Annotated in this window: 14 protein-coding genes and 3 pseudogenes; 4 read left to right on the top strand and 13 right to left on the bottom strand. The window is 52.7% G+C overall.

Annotated features, from left to right (window positions below; translation table 11 throughout):
* Positions 1-165: 165 nt before the first annotated feature.
* Positions 166-2205, bottom strand: a complete 2040-nt coding sequence (gene dcp, locus ABLU86_RS09800; protein ID WP_348796111.1) for a peptidyl-dipeptidase Dcp — start codon at positions 2203-2205, stop codon at positions 166-168.
* 172 nt (positions 2206-2377) lie between these two features.
* Here dcp and ydfG point away from each other — a divergent pair, with 172 nt between their 5' ends.
* On the top strand, positions 2378-3127 hold the full coding sequence (ydfG, locus tag ABLU86_RS09795) for a bifunctional NADP-dependent 3-hydroxy acid dehydrogenase/3-hydroxypropionate dehydrogenase YdfG (protein WP_015366753.1): 750 nt from the start codon (positions 2378-2380) through the stop codon (positions 3125-3127).
* A gap of 93 nt (positions 3128-3220) precedes the next feature.
* Complete coding sequence (locus tag ABLU86_RS09790) at positions 3221-3907, top strand: GntR family transcriptional regulator (RefSeq protein WP_045360768.1); 687 nt, start codon at positions 3221-3223, stop codon at positions 3905-3907.
* A gap of 44 nt (positions 3908-3951) precedes the next feature.
* Here the strand turns inward: ABLU86_RS09790 and ABLU86_RS09785 are convergent.
* From ABLU86_RS09785 to ABLU86_RS09735, 11 genes and pseudogenes are all read right to left on the bottom strand, one after another.
* Positions 3952-4341: pseudogene (locus ABLU86_RS09785) on the bottom strand (universal stress protein); the annotation flags it as partial.
* A gap of 291 nt (positions 4342-4632) precedes the next feature.
* Positions 4633-5780: pseudogene (locus ABLU86_RS09780) on the bottom strand (IS3 family transposase).
* 254 nt (positions 5781-6034) lie between these two features.
* Positions 6035-6373: a hypothetical protein gene (locus ABLU86_RS09775; RefSeq protein ID WP_042897595.1), complete on the bottom strand. Its 339-nt coding sequence runs from the start codon at positions 6371-6373 to the stop codon at positions 6035-6037.
* Between the two features lie 106 nt (positions 6374-6479).
* Positions 6480-6668: a hypothetical protein gene (locus tag ABLU86_RS09770; protein ID WP_032714421.1), complete on the bottom strand. Its 189-nt coding sequence runs from the start codon at positions 6666-6668 to the stop codon at positions 6480-6482.
* On the bottom strand, positions 6665-6970 hold the full coding sequence (locus ABLU86_RS09765; RefSeq protein WP_032714420.1) for a hypothetical protein: 306 nt from the start codon (positions 6968-6970) through the stop codon (positions 6665-6667). The genes ABLU86_RS09770 and ABLU86_RS09765 overlap by 4 nt, the downstream gene beginning before the upstream one ends.
* 980 nt (positions 6971-7950) lie before the next feature.
* Positions 7951-9414, bottom strand: coding sequence for a mannitol dehydrogenase family protein (locus ABLU86_RS09760; RefSeq protein ID WP_116289149.1), 1464 nt, complete (start codon positions 9412-9414; stop codon positions 7951-7953).
* A gap of 207 nt (positions 9415-9621) precedes the next feature.
* Positions 9622-11004: an MFS transporter gene (locus tag ABLU86_RS09755; protein WP_020078938.1), complete on the bottom strand. Its 1383-nt coding sequence runs from the start codon at positions 11002-11004 to the stop codon at positions 9622-9624.
* A 42-nt stretch (positions 11005-11046) separates the two neighbouring features.
* A complete protein-coding gene (locus ABLU86_RS09750; protein ID WP_337087376.1) occupies positions 11047-12066 on the bottom strand; it encodes a Zn-dependent oxidoreductase in 1020 nt (339 codons plus the stop codon).
* A gap of 10 nt (positions 12067-12076) precedes the next feature.
* Positions 12077-13291: a D-mannonate dehydratase ManD gene (gene manD / locus ABLU86_RS09745; RefSeq protein WP_015705296.1), complete on the bottom strand. Its 1215-nt coding sequence runs from the start codon at positions 13289-13291 to the stop codon at positions 12077-12079.
* A 142-nt stretch (positions 13292-13433) separates the two neighbouring features.
* Positions 13434-14717 (bottom strand): MFS transporter, encoded by a 1284-nt coding sequence (locus tag ABLU86_RS09740; protein ID WP_042897599.1) that lies wholly within the window; start codon positions 14715-14717, stop codon positions 13434-13436.
* Positions 14718-14849: 132 nt separating this feature from the next.
* Positions 14850-15211, bottom strand: a pseudogene (locus ABLU86_RS09735) (YnfA family protein).
* 113 nt (positions 15212-15324) lie between these two features.
* Between ABLU86_RS09735 and ABLU86_RS09730 the strand changes: the two are divergent.
* On the top strand, positions 15325-15666 hold the full coding sequence (locus ABLU86_RS09730) for a DUF1283 family protein (protein WP_015366763.1): 342 nt from the start codon (positions 15325-15327) through the stop codon (positions 15664-15666).
* Between the two features lie 51 nt (positions 15667-15717).
* Positions 15718-16278 (top strand): spermidine N1-acetyltransferase, encoded by a 561-nt coding sequence (speG, locus tag ABLU86_RS09725; protein WP_015366764.1) that lies wholly within the window; start codon positions 15718-15720, stop codon positions 16276-16278.
* Here the strand turns inward: speG and ABLU86_RS09720 are convergent.
* The gene (locus tag ABLU86_RS09720) at positions 16272-16982 is read right to left on the bottom strand and encodes a YnfC family lipoprotein (protein ID WP_063443491.1); all 711 of its coding nucleotides are present in this window, start codon (positions 16980-16982) and stop codon (positions 16272-16274) included. The two genes, speG and ABLU86_RS09720, sit on opposite strands and share 7 nt — an antisense overlap.
* Positions 16983-16992 lie beyond the last annotated feature (10 nt).

Raw genomic sequence — 16992 nt, 5'->3', positions numbered from 1 at the left:
AGTGGAATTGTGAATCTTAACAACTCTTATTTGTTGTTCCGGGCGTTGAGAATGGTCGCAAAATGTACATTGGTGACAGTAGCATGCCGTGCGTTTTGGTAGCCCGAACAAGGCGCAATGCGCCGCCGCCGGGAAAAACCCTGGCGGCGGCGGGTAGCACAGTATCTACAAACCGCGATTTTTCAACATCGGCTCGATCAGCGGATCGTGCCCGCGCCAGTCGCGATACAGCGCTTCGAGATCGCAGCTGTTACCGCGAGACAAGATCGCCTCGCGGAAACGTTGACCGTTTTCCCGGGTTAATCCCCCCTGCTCAACAAACCACTGATAACCGTCGTCGGCAAGCATTTGCGTCCACAGATAGGCATAGTAGCCCGCCGCATAACCGCCGCCGAAAATATGTGAGAAATAGCTGCTGCGATAACGCGGCGGAACCGCCGCCAGATCCATCTGCTCCTCGCGCAGCGATTGCTGTTCAAAAGCATCGACATCCTGCGGCAGCGCCTGCGGGGTGACGCTGTGCCAGCGCATGTCCAGCAGCGCCGCCGCCAGCAGTTCGCTCATGTCATATCCCTTATTGAACGTTGAGGCGCGGAACATGCTGTCTCGCAGATCGTCCGGCATGGCTTCGCCGGTCTGGTAGTGCTTCGCATAATGGGCGAAGACCTGCGGCTCGCGGGCCCAATGTTCGTAAATCTGCGACGGAAATTCGACGAAATCGCTCGGCGTATTGGTGCCTGAAAGGCTCGCATAACGCTGGTTAGCGAACAGGCCGTGCAGCGCATGGCCAAACTCGTGGAACAGCGTGATGACGTCATCCCATGATAGCAGCGCGCAGCCGCCGGCTTTTGGTTTCTGGTAGTTGCAAACGTTGTAAATCACCGGACGCTGGCCACGCAGCGTCGATTGCTCGACAAATACGTCCATCCAGGCGCCGCCGCTTTTGCTATCACGCGAGAAATAATCGCCGTAAAACAGCGCCATGCCTTCGCCGTTGGCATCAAAGATTTCCCAGACCCGCACATCGGGATGGTAAAGCGGAATATCAAAACGTTCGACAAAACGGATGCCAAACAGTTGGGAGGCGGTCCAGAAAACGCCATCTTCCAGCACCCGGTCCAGAGCGAAATAGGGTTTTAGCTGCGCTTCATCGATGGCGAATTTAGCGCGCCGCACCTGCTCGCCGTAATATAACCAGTCCCAGGCCGCGGCCTGAAAATCACCGCCCTCTTCATCAATAACCTGCTGGATGTCGGCAAGCTCCTGTTCGGCGCGTCGGCGGGCCGCAGGCGCGATGCGGCGCATAAAGGCAAGCGCCTCAGACGGCGTTTTCGCCATCTGGTCGGCCATCGACCAGCTCGCGTAATCGGCGACGCCCAGCAATTCGGCCTTACGCGCGCGGATTTCCGCCAGCCGCAAAACCAGTTCACGGGTGTCGTTGGCATCGCCCTTCTGGTTACGCGTCCAGCCCGCGGCGAACAAATTGTGCCGGGTCTGGCGATCGGCAAGTGCCTGCAGCGCCGGTTGCTGAGTAGTATTTGTCAGCGCCAGCAGCCAACGGTCATGCAGGCCTTTGTCGCGCGCGGCATCGGCGGCGGCGGCAATCTCATCCGCGGCCAGTCCATCAAGCTGGTGTTGATAATCAACAACCAGACCGCCGGACTTCACCGCCGCCAGCAGACGCTGCTGGAACTGACTTTGCAGCAACGCTTCCTCGGTATTCAATGCTTTTAGCGCGGTTTTCTGCTCTTGCGCCAACGCGGCTCCCGCCAGCTGAAAACGCTGCCAGCTCACCTCGAGCAGACGACGCGACTCCGGATCCAGACTCAGGGCGTCGCGCTGCTGCCAAACCTGTTTGACTCGCTGGTACAGCGCATCGTTGAGCCAGATATCGTTGCCAAGCTCGGCGAGCTCAGCGGAAAACTGTTCGTCCAGTTGCTGTATCAGCGGATTGGTATTCGCCCCGGCCATCGCGAAAAAGACCCGGGTCACCCGCCCCAGCAACTGACCGCTCTGCTCCAGCGCGACCAGGGTATTGTCAAAATCCGCCGGCGCCGGGTTATTGATTATCGCCGCGATCTCCTCGCGCTGGCGCCGTACGCCCTCATCAAAAGCCGGGCGATAATGACTATCTTCAATCAAATCAAAATGCGGCGCTTGGTACGGCAGTAGGCTGACGTGTAAAAAGGGATTATTGTCCGTCATCATTCTCTCCTGAACGCGGGTATCCACTAAGATTAGGCAACTCGTTGATTGGTCGCAATGATTTATCCTGCCAGCGCGTTATACCAACAGATGACGATACGATTTTCCTTTACCGCGCGGCGTTATCGCGTGCTATGTTATGACAACACAAAAAGCGTTGAGGAACAGTAAGATGATTATTCTGGTGACTGGTGCAACTGCTGGATTTGGCGAATGTATTACTCGTCGTTTTATTGCTAACGGCCACAAAGTAATCGCCACCGGGCGTCGTGAAGAACGCCTGAAGGCGCTCAAAGAGGAGCTTGGCGATAACCTGTATACCGCGCAACTCGATGTGCGTAATCGCGCCGCCATCGAAGAGATGATCGCCGGGTTGCCTGCACAGTGGCAGGCTATCGACGTCCTGGTGAACAACGCCGGCCTGGCGTTAGGTCTGGAACCCGCCCATCGCGCCAGCGTTGAAGATTGGGAAGACATGATCGATACCAACAATAAAGGCCTGGTTTACATGACCCGCGCGGTGCTGCCGGGGATGGTTGAGCGTAATCGCGGCCATATTATTAATATCGGTTCGACCGCCGGCAGTTGGCCCTACGCTGGCGGTAACGTCTACGGCGCGACCAAAGCGTTCGTGCGCCAGTTCAGCCTGAATCTACGCACCGATTTGCACGGCACTGCGATTCGCGTCACCGATGTCGAGCCGGGCCTGGTTGGCGGCACCGAGTTCTCCAACGTACGTTTTAAAGGCGACGATGCGAAAGCCGGTAAAACGTATGAGAACACCCAGGCGCTGACGCCGGAAGATGTCACCGAAGCGGTGTGGTGGGTCGCGAATCTACCGAAACACGTCAACATTAACACGCTGGAAATGATGCCGGTCAGCCAGAGCTTTGCCGGTCTCAGCGTCCATCGTCAGGGCTAACGTCCTCTGCGGCCTGGCCTGCGGGCCAGGTCTGGGCGGAACGGTAAAAAACGAGTAAAATAATGCTCATAACCCATTAAAAAGTAATCATCAATGGCCGCAGAAACGCAACTGAATCCGACCCAGCCCGTCAATCAGCAAATCTATCGCATCCTTCGCCGGGATATTGTCCATTGCCTGATCCCGCCGGGAACGCCGCTGTCGGAGAAAGAGGTGTCGGTGCGATTTGATGTCTCTCGCCAGCCGGTACGCGAAGCCTTTATCAAATTGGCGGAAAACGGGCTGATTCAGATCCGCCCACAGCGCGGCAGCTATGTGAATAAAATCTCGATGACCCAGGTGCGCAACGGCTGTTTCGTGCGTCAGGCCATTGAGTGCGCGGTAGTACGCCGCGCAGGATCGATGATCAACGATGAACAGCTCTATCAACTGGAGCAAAACCTCAACCAGCAGCGTGTGGCGGTAGAGCGTCAGCAGCTCAATGATTTTTTCCAGCTCGATGACGAATTTCACCAGAAATTGTCTCTTATCGCCGACTGCCAGCTGGCGTGGGACACCATTGAAAATATTAAAGCGACCATCGACCGGGTTCGTTATATGAGTCTCGATCACGTGACCCCGCCGGAGATGCTGCTGCGTCAGCATCTCGATATTTTTCATGCGCTGGAAAAACGCGATCTTGATGCCGTCGAACAGGCGATGAATATCCACCTGCATGAGATTAGCGAGTCGGTATTGTTAATTCGTCAGGAAAATAGCGAGTGGTTCAGCGAAGAATAATGGGATAAGCGGCAGCCAACGTCGCGTAGCTGCCGTAAAATAGATTACCGCACCACTAACACCGGAACTTTGGCATAGCGTAAAACGGATTCAGCGTTTGAACCAAGAAGGTGGGTTGAAATACCCGGTTTACGTGAGCCAATAACGATAACGTCAAACTTTTCTTTTTCGCTCAGCGCTAATATTTCATCGCGCACATTGCCAAAAACAATGTGGGTATGGATCCGAAAAGCCGGGGTAGAAAACAACCGCGAGAGATCGCGCATTTTCTTTTCCGACTCCTCTTTCATATAGGCTTCAAATTTACGAATATCCGCCGTAAAGCCGCGCAGCAAAGAACTGGTGCTGTTAGGCAGCACGTTCAGCAACGTGATTTCACCCTCTTCGGCAGATGCTAAAAAATCGGCGTGACGAACGGCCTTATCGCTTAAATTGGATCACACACAACAAGCTAACACTAGAAGCTAAGAAATCCAGATATGGCGGGGCTTACACTATCCCCGCATAAATTGACGGCTTCAGCTTGGCTACCAAAATCGAACATACTTCATACACAGTTAAAGATGGTTATGTGTGGCGTAGACGCTACGAAAAATCCACTTTATCTATCTCCCTGAAAGAGCGTGATCCGAACACAGCAACGCTTAGGGCTACGCTTATGGATCTCAAGTTTCTTGAGTATTCAGCACACAGCTTTTCTTTCAGCGTGAATCGCCACGGATAATCTAGACACTTCCTAGCCGTTGATAATACTGGTTTTCATATTCTGCCGGTGACATCTGATCGCTAAAACCATGCCGACGCTTACTGTTATAAAACATTTCGATGTAATCAAAAATATCGCTGCGGGCTTCTTCCCGCGTTCCGTAGATCTTTTTCTTTATCCGTTCACGCTTCAGCAACTGGAAAAAGCTTTCTGCAACCGCATTATCATGGCAGTTACCGCGACGGCTCATGCTGCCATCCAGGCCGTGTGATTTCAGGAACGACTGCCACTCATGGCTTGTGTACTGACTACCCTGATCCGAGTGAACCAGCACCTGTTTTTGGGGATTACGCCGCCATACAGACATCAGCAATGCATTCAGGACAATGTCTTTTGTCATCCGGTATTGCATTTACCACCTGATAATTTTTCGTGAGAACAGATCGACAACTACGGCAAGATACAGCCAGCCTTCGTGGGTTCTGATGTAGGTTATATCCGTTACCCAACGCTCATCCGGAGCATCCGGATTGAACTGTCGCTGGAGCCTGTTGGGTGACACGATACTAGCCTCGCCTTTACGTGCCCGCGGGCTCCGGTATCCGACCTGAGCCTTTATTCCGGCACGTTTCATCAGTCGCCAGACTCTGTTGACCCCGCACTGTTGTCCGGTATCCCGCAGATCCAGATGGATCTTGCTATAACCATAGACGCATCCCGACTCCAGCCAGAACTGTTTAATCTGTCCTGTCAGTCTCAGGTCTGTCTGATGGCGTTGTGAATGCGTCTGCTTAAGCCAGGCATAAAAACCACTGGGATGAACATCCAGCACCCGACAGAGCATGCGAACAGGCCAGCAACAGATGTTGTCACGGATAAAGGCGTACCTCAGTCGGACAGCATTGCGAAGTACGCCGCGGCTTTTTTTAATATGTCACGTTCGTCGGTAACCCGCTTCAGTTCTTTCTGGAGACGGCGGATCTCGTCCTGAGCATCTGACTGTTCTTTATTAGTGGAAGAATCCGGACCGTATTTCTTTATCCAGGCGTAAAGGCTGTGGGTGGTGATATCGAGACGTGTTGCAACGCTGGAAACAGAATAACCACGATCAACAACCTGTTTGACTGCTTCAATTTTAAACTCTTCGGGATAACGTTTACCGCTCATGGGCACCTCTCTTTTAAGTCATCTTAAATGACTCTGAGGTGTCTGTTAAACCCGGGGCGATTCAGCCCCCACTAGAATTAAACGTTTCATTAATTAACGTCCTGTAGCTATATAACGGCTAACACGATTTCTAAACTCTTCATCATGAAGATATTCATTCTGAAAAAGTAAGATTGCAGTATCACGGTTAACTTTAAAATTATCCATGAAGGATTGAACAAAATAATTTACAGCACCTACTGAAAGAAAATACATTAGAAGCCCCCTTTGTTAATGGCACCTGCAACAATTGCAGAGCCTACAATTGAATTATTCCCTTCAGTGTCTGCTACATTCTGCTGTGTGACCTGAGAAGCGGCCTGTGTACCCGTCTGAACGTCCACAGGGCTTATCTTCTTCTCTGCTTCACGCTTCAGTAGCTCCTTTCTGCAAAGATGATCTACATCGTCTAAGTGTCCTACATCGCTACCATTCACCGCACACTGTGCCAATGTAATGTTATCCATAGCTTCTACATCCTGCTGTGTTGTCACACATCCAGAAAGCAGGGAAGCACCTACAACTACAGAGGCTGCTACAATTAATTTCTTCATTTCTTCACACCTTTAATATCGCGAATAAGATCACAGATTTTATTAACAGTCCAGATAAACAGGGCTACAGGTACAGCAAACATTAAGAATAAAAATAACCCATCCATTATTTTCTAGCCTTTAATTCATTAAACCATTCATCAAAGCCTGTATTGATTTCTTCAATCCAAGCTTCATCGTCTTTTTGCTTTTTGGTTTTCTTAGGTGGTGCTTTAGCTGCATATTCTTTACAGGCAAAGAAAATCCAAGCCACCACTAAAGCAAAAATAACGCCTGTAAGCTGTAGCCCTGTCATCCCATGCCACACATTTTCATTAATTCAGCAATATCTTTATCACTCTTATCATGCCCTGATTGATCGCCACCCATACGGGAATAAAAATCAGCCTCTTTATAGTTATCACACATGGCGACTTTATCGCCTTTAGTAGCTGCATCAATCGTTTTAGCAGAATATTCTTTAGCTTTTTGATCTGTGTAGAAATGGGAAATATCAAAAATATAGCAACGATTACTACCCATTAAACCCGCTATAGGCTGAATAGCAGAAACAACTAAAACACCTGCAATTAAGCTAGCAATTCTTTTGTTAATCATTTTGAATCCTTATTTTTTAATTTATCTGAATAGTGCCAAGCCTCTAAAAAGAGCTAAAACGAATGGTAACGTGTTGCACTTGTTTCCCCTTGTGATGGTGTAGTAAGCCGCTCACACGGCCTCTGTGCTCTGGTATTTGTTATACCCAATGAAGAGAATGAATAGTGCAATTGCAGTGAATGGATCACAAGACAATTGATAAGTGACAAGCATTAATAACTTAGAAGTTGAAGGAACAATAACCATCACATTTTTCGTAGTTATTAAAAGCCCTTCATATCATTCATACCAATGATTACTACACATTCACCGTCTATTGATGTACGGAGAGAACACGGAGAGGAAATATTGATGTGTTTGCGGCGTTATGAGCACAGAGAGATGCAATAGCGGAGCGTATGACATGAAGCAATTGCTCTGCAAGCCTTGTGCCGCAAGGGTATTTACAGTTAAACCGATCCTAAGCTGGCTTATTAATTACTCATAAAAGTCTAAGAATACAGCATTGCAGGGCGGCAAAGCGTAGCGGAGCAGCAAGAAGAAGCACACAGCACAGCATTCACCAGGAACATCACGTGACATAGCCAGCTACAACACACAAGGCATTACACACGGTTCATACACAACAAGGCACACCTCACAAGCTAACTGCTTGATATTTATGTATTGTGGGATTTAACATAGAAATCCATTTCAAAAACATCGACCGGCAACAGTATTTTTTTGTACATAGCCTGAGCTCCTTAGTCCTGAAGAAACCGTTGGGATGATTTTATTCTGCCATATTTAAACGTATGGGAATACGATCAATCACCCAAATAAATACTTAAGATATAAAAATAAATTTCAGCAATGTATAATTAATTATAGATTTTTAGAGTGATGTACAGGCGGGAAATATCAAAAGGTACTCGTATTGCTAATACAAAAATAGCCCGGCACGCTATACGTTGCCGGGCTACTAATGGAATGATGGTTTTTTACTGGGCTTTAGCCCATTCGGCAACGGTCGCCTTCGCGCCGTGAATCTGTAAAGAGAGATACGCCGCCGTCACCGCATCGACAAAACGCGCTTCCTGCGGCAGGCTATCGCCGAAAATGGCCTTAATACCCAGCAGCGCCTGCACGCGTTCGCTACCCTCTTTACTGCCCTGCACCGCCTGTTGAATTACCGGCAGCAGCGGATCGCTGATTTCAATCGCCTGCCCCTGATCATCGACGCCGCTCACGTAGCGCATCCAGCCGGCAATACCCAGCGCCAGCAGGCTGAAATCACTGTGATGCGCCAGGTGCCAGCGCACGGAATCAAGCATACGCTGCGGGAGCTTCTGACTACCGTCCATCGCAATCTGCCAGGTGCGATGCTTAAGCGCCGGATTGCTATAACGCTCAATAAGCAAACCAGCATAACGCGCCAGATCGACGCCCTGTACTTTTAGCGTCGGCGCTTGCTCTTGCAACATTAACGCCTGCGCGGCGCGGCGGTAGTTATCATCCTGCATGCAATCATTGATATGCTGATAACCGGCGAGATAGCCCAGATAAGCAAGGAACGAGTGGCTGCCGTTGAGCATACGCAGCTTCATCTCTTCAAACGGCACCACGTCAGTGACCAGCTCCGCACCGGCTTTCTCCCACTGCGGACGACCAGCCACGAAGTTATCTTCGATAACCCACTGGCGGAACGGTTCACAGGCCACTCCAGCCGGATCGCGCACCCCGGTGAGTTGTTCAATTTTATCCAGCGTATCTGCGGTCACGGCCGGAACGATGCGGTCGACCATTGTGGAAGGGAACGTCACGTTCTGCTCAATCCACTGCGCCAGTTCGTCATCAACGGCGCTGGCATACGCACAAACTACGTTGCGCATTACGTGGCCGTTTTCCGGCATATTATCGCAGGACATCACGCTGAAAGCCGGTAGACCGGCGGCGCGACGGCGCGCCAGCGCTTCTACCACCACGCCCGGCGCCGATTTCGGCTGGTGTGGAGTTTGCAGATCGGCGGCAATCAGCGGGTTATCGAGCTGCAGCTGGCCGGTGGCCGGAGAGTGGCAGTAGCCTTTTTCGGTGATGGTCAGCGAGACAATCGCCACCTGCGGCTCGCACATTTTCGCCAACACGCTTTCCAGGCCATCGACCTGCGCATGCATCGCCTGCTTCACCACGCCGACGACGCGCGCGGTCCAGGCATCGGCGGACATTTCAGCCACCGTATAGAGCAAGTCCTGCTGTTGCAAATCGGCAATCTGCTGCTCACCGCCAATAAGGTTCACTTCGGTATAGCCCCAGTCGCTGCCGTGTTTGGCGGCAAGGATATCGGCATACACCGCCTGATGGGCGCGGTGGAAAGCCCCAAAACCGAGATGAACGATGCGAGAAACCAGCTTGCTGCGATCGTAAGAAGGAAGCGTTGCCCTGGCGTTTAAAAGCGTGTTTTCCATGGTGTCTCTCATTTTTATGATGACTGATAAATCATTCTCAAACAGAATGTTTTGGTGAGGTAAACCATCGCACGCAATTGGTATGACATCTTTGATTTCCATCAACTACCATACAAGAAGATTCGGCGCTGTCGCGTTTCGTGATCCTGCGCGCAATGGTGGGAATGAGCCGGGAATAAACCCGGCTGGATAGCGTTAACGATGAGATTAGGATTTCGCGTATTGGCCGTTCGCGCTCAGCGCCTGGCGCGTACCGGCGTCCGCCGCATCGTGGTCCAGACTCAGGTCACGGTCGCACACTTCCGGCATCAGCAAGGACGAGATGAGACCGATAGCTGAATAGCAGATCAGCATCGCGACAATCGGCCACCACGAACCGGTTACGTTACAGAAGATACCGGCCAGCACCGGCCCGAATCCCACCGCCACCAGACCGCCGGCCTCTTTTGAGATAGCCATTCTGGTGAAACGATTACGCGATCCGAACATTTCCGCCATAGTAATATTTTCCAGCGCGAACAAGCCCAGCACCGCCACGTTATGAATGACAATCAGCGATAGCATAATTGTGCTGGCGCTATAGCTTTTATCGACAATAATGGCCAGCATCGGCCAGGCCAGAATAATGGCCGAAATATTGACGATAATATAAGGTAAACGGCGGCCAACTTTATCTGACAACCAACCTAACAGCGGAATAGTAATAAAACCAATCACTGAGCTAATCATTAAGGCATCGGTCGGAATCGCTTTATCAAATAATAGAGTCTGTACCAGATATCCCGCGAGAAATGTTTGCAACAAACCGGAATTACCAGCCTGACCAAAACGTAAACCGGTCGCCAGCCAGAATGATTTACTTTTTAACATTGCGCCGAACGTGTTTTGCGCGGCGGCGGCTTTAGCCTGAATTTCATCGGCTTCGTTGACCTGTTCAAATACCGGGCTTTCTTTCAGATTCAAACGCAGCCAGATGGCAAAGATCATTACCACGACGCTCGCGAGGAACGGAATACGCCAGCCCCAGGCGATGAGTTGTTCGCGATCGAGCAGGAAGAACATTATCGCCCAGATGGCCGTGGCGCTCAGCGTCCCGCAGTTGGTGCCCATCGCTACCAGAGAAGAGATGATGCCGCGTTTGCCTTTTGGCGCATACTCCGCCAGCATGGTTCCGGCGCCGGAAATTTCAGCGCCCGCCCCCAGTCCCTGGATAATACGCAGGGTCACCAGTAACACCGGTGCAAAAATGCCAATCTGCGCGTAGGTAGGTAAAACGCCGATCAACGTGGTACAAATTCCCATCATGGTGATGGTAATAAACAGAACCTTTTTACGCCCGATGCGGTCCCCCATTTTACCGAATATGAAAGCGCCAACTATCCGCGCAATATATCCTGCGCCATAGGTTCCCATCGCTAATATCAGCGCCATAGCCGCCGACTGCTCCGGGAAAAATATCTCATGAAAGACCAGCGCGGCGCCTAAAGAATAAAGCTGAAAATCCATAAACTCCAGTGCCGTGCCAAGCCAACCGGATACCGCGGCGCGAATTAGATCCGAGGTGCTTCTCTCTTTTTTAGCTGTCGTCATAATAATAATCTCTAAAGTAGGATACAGCGAGGTTATTTATATTTATGCGTTGAAGGTTAATAACACCTTACAACAATGCTTGCGATCTTCTTCAAATAACGTCATGGCATCGACAACATCCTCAAAGGCAAACTGATGGGTGATGAGCCGCTCCGGATTTATTAATCCGTTTGCCAACCATTCAAGAACCAGCGGGAATTTATTGGCATTGAGTCTGGAAGAATAAATAGTGAGCTCTTTGCCGGTAATCCCCTGCTGCGCCACCATTGAAGGTTCGGTAGAAAAGCCCATCAATACGATCCTGCCCGCCGGCGAGGCCAGTGCGATGGCCTCTGCGAAAATCGCCGGATGGCAGGCGGCGTCGATAATCAGCGTTGGCCGGATACCCTGCGCTTCCAGCGCCTGCGCCAGCGGTTGCTCCTTATTATTAATGGTCCAGTCGGCGCCGTTTTGCTGCGCCATCTGCAGCCGCTCGGGGATCTGATCGGCAACGATGACCTGCCGCACGTTATAGACGCGCTTGAGCACCTGAATGGTGGTCAGCCCCATCGGCCCGGCGCCGTAGACCAGCGCGATATCCTGTTCGCGTGGTTTAGCCTGCCCGGTGACATTCGCCGCAATGGTAAAGGGCTCAACCATTACCGCATGATGGTCGCTCACGTTCTCCGGCACCGGCCAGGCATTTTTGGCCGGTACCACCACGTATTCGCTAAAACCGCCATCGCGATGGACGCCCAGCACCACCAGCGAAGCGCAGACGTTGGGCTTACCGACCGAACAGGGATAACAGTGGCCGCAGCTGATAACCGGATCAACCGTCACCCGCTGGCCCACGACTTTATCCGTCACCCCCTCGCCCACGGCATCAATCACGCCGAAAAACTCGTGGCCGATGACCCGGGGATATTTGGCGAACGGGTTATGTCCACGATAGATGTGGCTATCTGAGCCGCAAATTCCCGCCAGTTTCACCTTTACCCGCACTTCTCCATTTCCCGGCTGCGGCAGCGGCCGTTCTTCAATCGCCAGCGCGTTTGGCTGTTGGATAACAATACTTTTCATTTTTCTCTCCTTACCAATTCCACAGCGTGCCATCTTCGAGGCGCGCCACCGGCAGACAGGCGGGTTCATAGGGATATTTCGCCGCCAGCTTCTCGTCGAATTCGATGCCCAGCCCCGGTTTATCGCCCGGATGCATATAGCCATTGTCAAAACGCCAGCTATGCGGGAAGACCTCCAGCATCTGTTCGGAATAGCCCATGTACTCCTGTACACCGAAATTTGGCACCCACAGGTCGAAATGCAGCGCCGCCGCCATACATACCGGAGAGAGATCTGACGGCCCGTGAGAACCGGTGCGTACCTGGTACAACGAAGCAAAATCGGCGATGCGCCGCATTCCGCTGATCCCGCCAGCGTGGGTAATGGTGGTGCGGATATAATCAATGAGCTGCTCTTCAATCAGCTGTTTGCAATCCCAGATGCTATTAAAGACTTCGCCGACGGCAATCGGCGTGACGGTATGCTGGCGGATTAAGCGGAAGCACGCCTGATTCTCTGCCGGGGTCGGATCTTCCATCCAGAACAGGCGATACTCCTCAATGCTTTTACCAAAGCGCGCCGCCTCGATCGGCGTCAGGCGATGGTGCATGTCGTGTAGCAGGTGCTCGTTAAAGCCAAATCTTTCGCGCACGGCGGCAAACAGCCGCGGGGTAAAATGGAGATATTTTTCCGTTGACCACAGCTGTTCTTCCGGCCACACGCCTTTGGTCGCCGGCTCGTATGCCTGACCTTTGCCCTTGGCCATGCCGTAGGTGGTTTTCATCCCCGGAATACCGCACTGCACGCGGATCGCCTTAAAACCCATTTCCTGATGGCGGGCGTAGTCGTCCAGCACTTCATCAATGGAATGACCGGTGGTGTGGCAGTAGACCATCACCCCTTCGCGCGAGGCGCCGCCCAGCAGTTGGTAAAGCGGCATTCCGGCGGCTTTGGCTTTGATATCCCACAGCGCCATATCAACGGCGGAAATCGCCGACATGGTCACCGGGCCGCGGCGCCAGTAAGCGCCTTTGTAGAAGAACTGCCAGATATCTTCGATGCGGTGAGCATCACGGCCAATCAGCTGCGGACAAAGGTGATCTTTCAGGTATGAGGCGACCGACAATTCACGGCCGTTTAGCGTGGCATCACCGAGGCCGACAATCCCTTCATCGGTGGTGATTTTTAAGGTGACGAAGTTACGCCCTGGACAGGTAACGAACACGTCGGCGGCAACGATCTTCATGGGTAATTCCTTACATCTGTGCGGTTAGTGATCAAAATTAAATCACCAGACCTACTACCATACAAGTATGATATTTAAAAAAGATGCGAAGGATCACAAACGGATGTGGTTGCGGGGGGCGCCTGGCGCCCCCCGTTAGCGATTAATTGATGCGGTCTTTTACGATGAAGAAATAACACAGCGCGCCGGCAAAGGTCACGCAGGCGGCGATAACCAAGGCCAGGTTGAAGGAGTGCGTGGTATCCACCACCCAACCGGTGACGACCGGTGCAAAAGAGGCGAAAACAAAGCTGCCGAAGTTCTGAATCGCCGCCACCGACGCGACTTTATTCTCGCTGACCATCACCTGTACCAGCCCCCAGGCCGAGGTCCCGGCAAAGTGGACGCAGAATAGTGCCATGGAGATAAACGCCACCGCCTGGGTCGGCGAGTTTGATTGCACCACCAGCAGCGTGCCGAGCGCAGAAAGCGTCAGGCCAACCACAATGGCCGTTTTGCGCGTTTTTGCCAGATCGTAACCGCGGCGCGCCAGCGCATCGACCACCAGCCCATTGACCCACATGCCCACCGCCGCGGCCAGGAACGGGATCGCCGCCACCCAGCCGGTTTTCGCAAGGCTCAGTCCCTGCTGCGCCTGCAGATAACCCGGCAGCCACGCGATATACAGCCAGCCGGTATAGTTCACCCCGGAGAAGCCTAAAATCATGCCCCAGGTGGTGCGCCGTTTGAACAACGCCAGCCACTCGCTGAATACCAGCGTTGGGCGCGCTTTTTCCGGCGCCGCCAGATACTGGCGCTCCTCCTGCTGCAGATCGAACTGCGCGCGGTTGCGATACCACGCGTACCAGCACAGGCCCACAACGATCCCCGCAAGGCCGATAACCACGAACATGGTACGCCAGCCCCAGGCTATCTGCATCAGCACCAGCGCTGGCGGCGCAATCGCCTGGCCAAGCACCGTTGACGAGTTAAAAATGCCGACCGCGGTGCCGCGCTCTTTTTGTACGTACCAGTCGGTAATGGATTTTACCCCCGCCGGCATAAACGGCGCTTCGCCAATCCCGAGGCCAATACGGAGCAAAATAAAGTGGCTAAAGGAGTTCACCACCCCGGTTAGCGCCTGCATCAGTGACCAGAAAATCAGCCCTGCCCCCAATACAATTCGCGGGCCGAAGCGATCGAGCAAAATACCCGAGGGCAGTTGAGCAAAGCCGTATGACAGAGAGAACGCCGACAGCAGCACGCCGAATTCGGTCGCGCTAAGCCCGAGATCGCCGCGAATAGCCTCACCGGCAACGCTTAATGACGAACGATCGAGGAAGTTGACGATACCGGCGATAAACAGCAGCGTCAGGGTGACTTTTTGCACCCGGCCAATACGCACGGGTTTGGTGCCAGCTTCGCTGGCAAGGGTTTGTGTAGCCATAATTGCCTCTTACGATAAACAGCACGATGCGGTTAAGGTAAGTAAGGCAACTAGTCTTCTACCATACAAGAATTAAGGTTGAAATTAGCGTGGAAGATCACAAAGGGCGATTTTTTATCCTGTTACAAGACGCTATGCCCGCCCCCAGCCAGCAACGATGATCAGCATGCCGCATAGCGCAATCGCCGCCCCCGCCCAGTCAAAGTGGCTTAGCTTCACACCATCGACGAAACGCAGCCACAGCAGCGCGGTACAGACATAGACGCCGCCATAAGCGGCATACACTCTGCCGCTGGCCTCCGGGTGCAGGGTCAGTAGCCAGACGAACATCGCCAGCGCCATCGCCGTCGGGATCAACAGCAGCGGCGAACCGCCCCGCTTCAGCCATAGCCACGGCAGGTAACAGCCGATGATTTCGCACAGCGCGGTAGCAAAGAAAAGTAACGTGGTTTTCAGCATTAAAGTTTGGTAAATGAGACAATTTGTTGCACCAGTGTACGCGATAATGTGCCTGAACCCATGCCATTTTGTCAGGTAGGCGTGGGTAGCGAGTTGTAGTAAACTTGTCCAACTGGTTAACCCTTTTTATCACTCAAAGGAAATCGTGATGAAAATGACACGCAATAAACGCTGGTGCCTGACCGCCCTGCTGGCGGCAAGCGCAATGGTCTATACCGCTTCGTCCTTCGCGCAAACCGACAAACTGGTGATCGAGTCCGGCGACAGCGCGCAGAGCCGTCAGCAAGCCGCAATGGAAAAAGAGCAGTGGAACGATACCCGCTCGCTACGGCAGAAGGTGAATAAACGCGCGGAGAAAGAGTGGGACAAAACCGACGTCGCCTTCGATGCGCAGGATAACTGCCAGAAGAGCGCCAACGTCAACGCCTACTGGGAACCTAACACCCTGCGCTGTCTTGACCGCCGTACCGGTCGCGTTATTACGCCATAATTCCCCGGCGCCCGTGGGCGCCATCCTCTATTAATGCACACAGGATTTCCCATGTCTGACGCCCCTCACGTCAAACTCCGCCCGCTTGAGCGCGAAGACCTGCGCTTCGTCCACCAGCTTGATAATAACGCCAGCGTAATGCGTTACTGGTTTGAAGAACCTTACGAGGCCTTCGTCGAACTCTCTGACCTTTACGACAAACACATTCACGATCAAAGTGAACGCCGTTTCGTTATCGAATGCGATGGCGAAAAAGCCGGGCTGGTTGAACTGGTGGAGATAAACCACGTTCACCGTCGCGCCGAGTTCCAGATTATCATCTCCCCGGAATATCAGGGCAAAGGGCTGGCGACGCGCGCCGCTAAGCTGGCAATGGACTACGGCTTTACCGTTCTCAATTTGTATAAGCTGTATCTGATTGTTGATAAAGAAAACGAAAAAGCGATCCATATCTACCGCAAACTCGGTTTTATGGTCGAAGGCGAGCTGATTCACGAGTTCTTTATCAACGGCGAATACCGCAATACCATTCGCATGTGCCTGTTCCAGCATCAGTACCTTGAGAAACATCGTCCTCAAGGCCAGACGCTACTCAAGCCCACCGCTCAGTAGTAGTCGATACTGTTTTTGATGCTGTAGTGTCGCGTCACCGCCGGCTGGACGCTTTCATCGACAACCTGCATCTCGCAGCGGATCGGGTTGTCGTGATCGTCATAGTCGCAGGTTTGATTGACCTTGCCTAACGCGCGGTCGTTAAATACGCTCACCGCGCTGTAATCGAGCTTTTTACGCGGATCGGTGGACGGCGTCGATACGACGCTGAAGCGCTCATCTTTCGCGGTGGTGGTTTTGCCCAGTGGATAACCTTCGCTGTCGTAGCGATAGCTGGAAGTACTCTCTTTCCCGCGAGCCGTCACCACAAAGCCGTTATCATCGGTCTCCCAACTGACGCCCGCCGCCGGCATCTCGGCGAGCTGGCATTTCCCCTGCAGCCGCAGGCGTTTCTCCTGCGTTTGCGCATCCAGATAGTAATTCGCGTCAAGTACCAGCGTGGCGCCGGTTTTGTTTTCGAGGTCGTTAAAATCCAGCAGATCAAAACACCCTTCTGCCGACACCTGGGCACGCACCCGCTTCACCATTTCCCCCTGGTCGTCGAACAGGATCTGAGTAAAGGTTTTAACCGGGCCGCGCAGCGGATCGAACTCAAACTCATTGGAAAAACTGGCCATCTCCGGGGTAAACGCCGCCGGCGCTGACGGCTTATCGCAGGCGCTGAGCAGCAACGCCGCCGGGATCAGCAAAAACAGTTTATTCACAGCCGCTACC

It is taken from the genome of Klebsiella sp. JN_Kp121 (assembly GCF_040062145.1).
In the GTDB taxonomy this organism is placed as follows: domain Bacteria; phylum Pseudomonadota; class Gammaproteobacteria; order Enterobacterales; family Enterobacteriaceae; genus Klebsiella; species Klebsiella aerogenes.
Note: the sequence above shows the minus strand (reverse complement) of the source record. Positions and strands in the feature narration are given on the sequence as shown.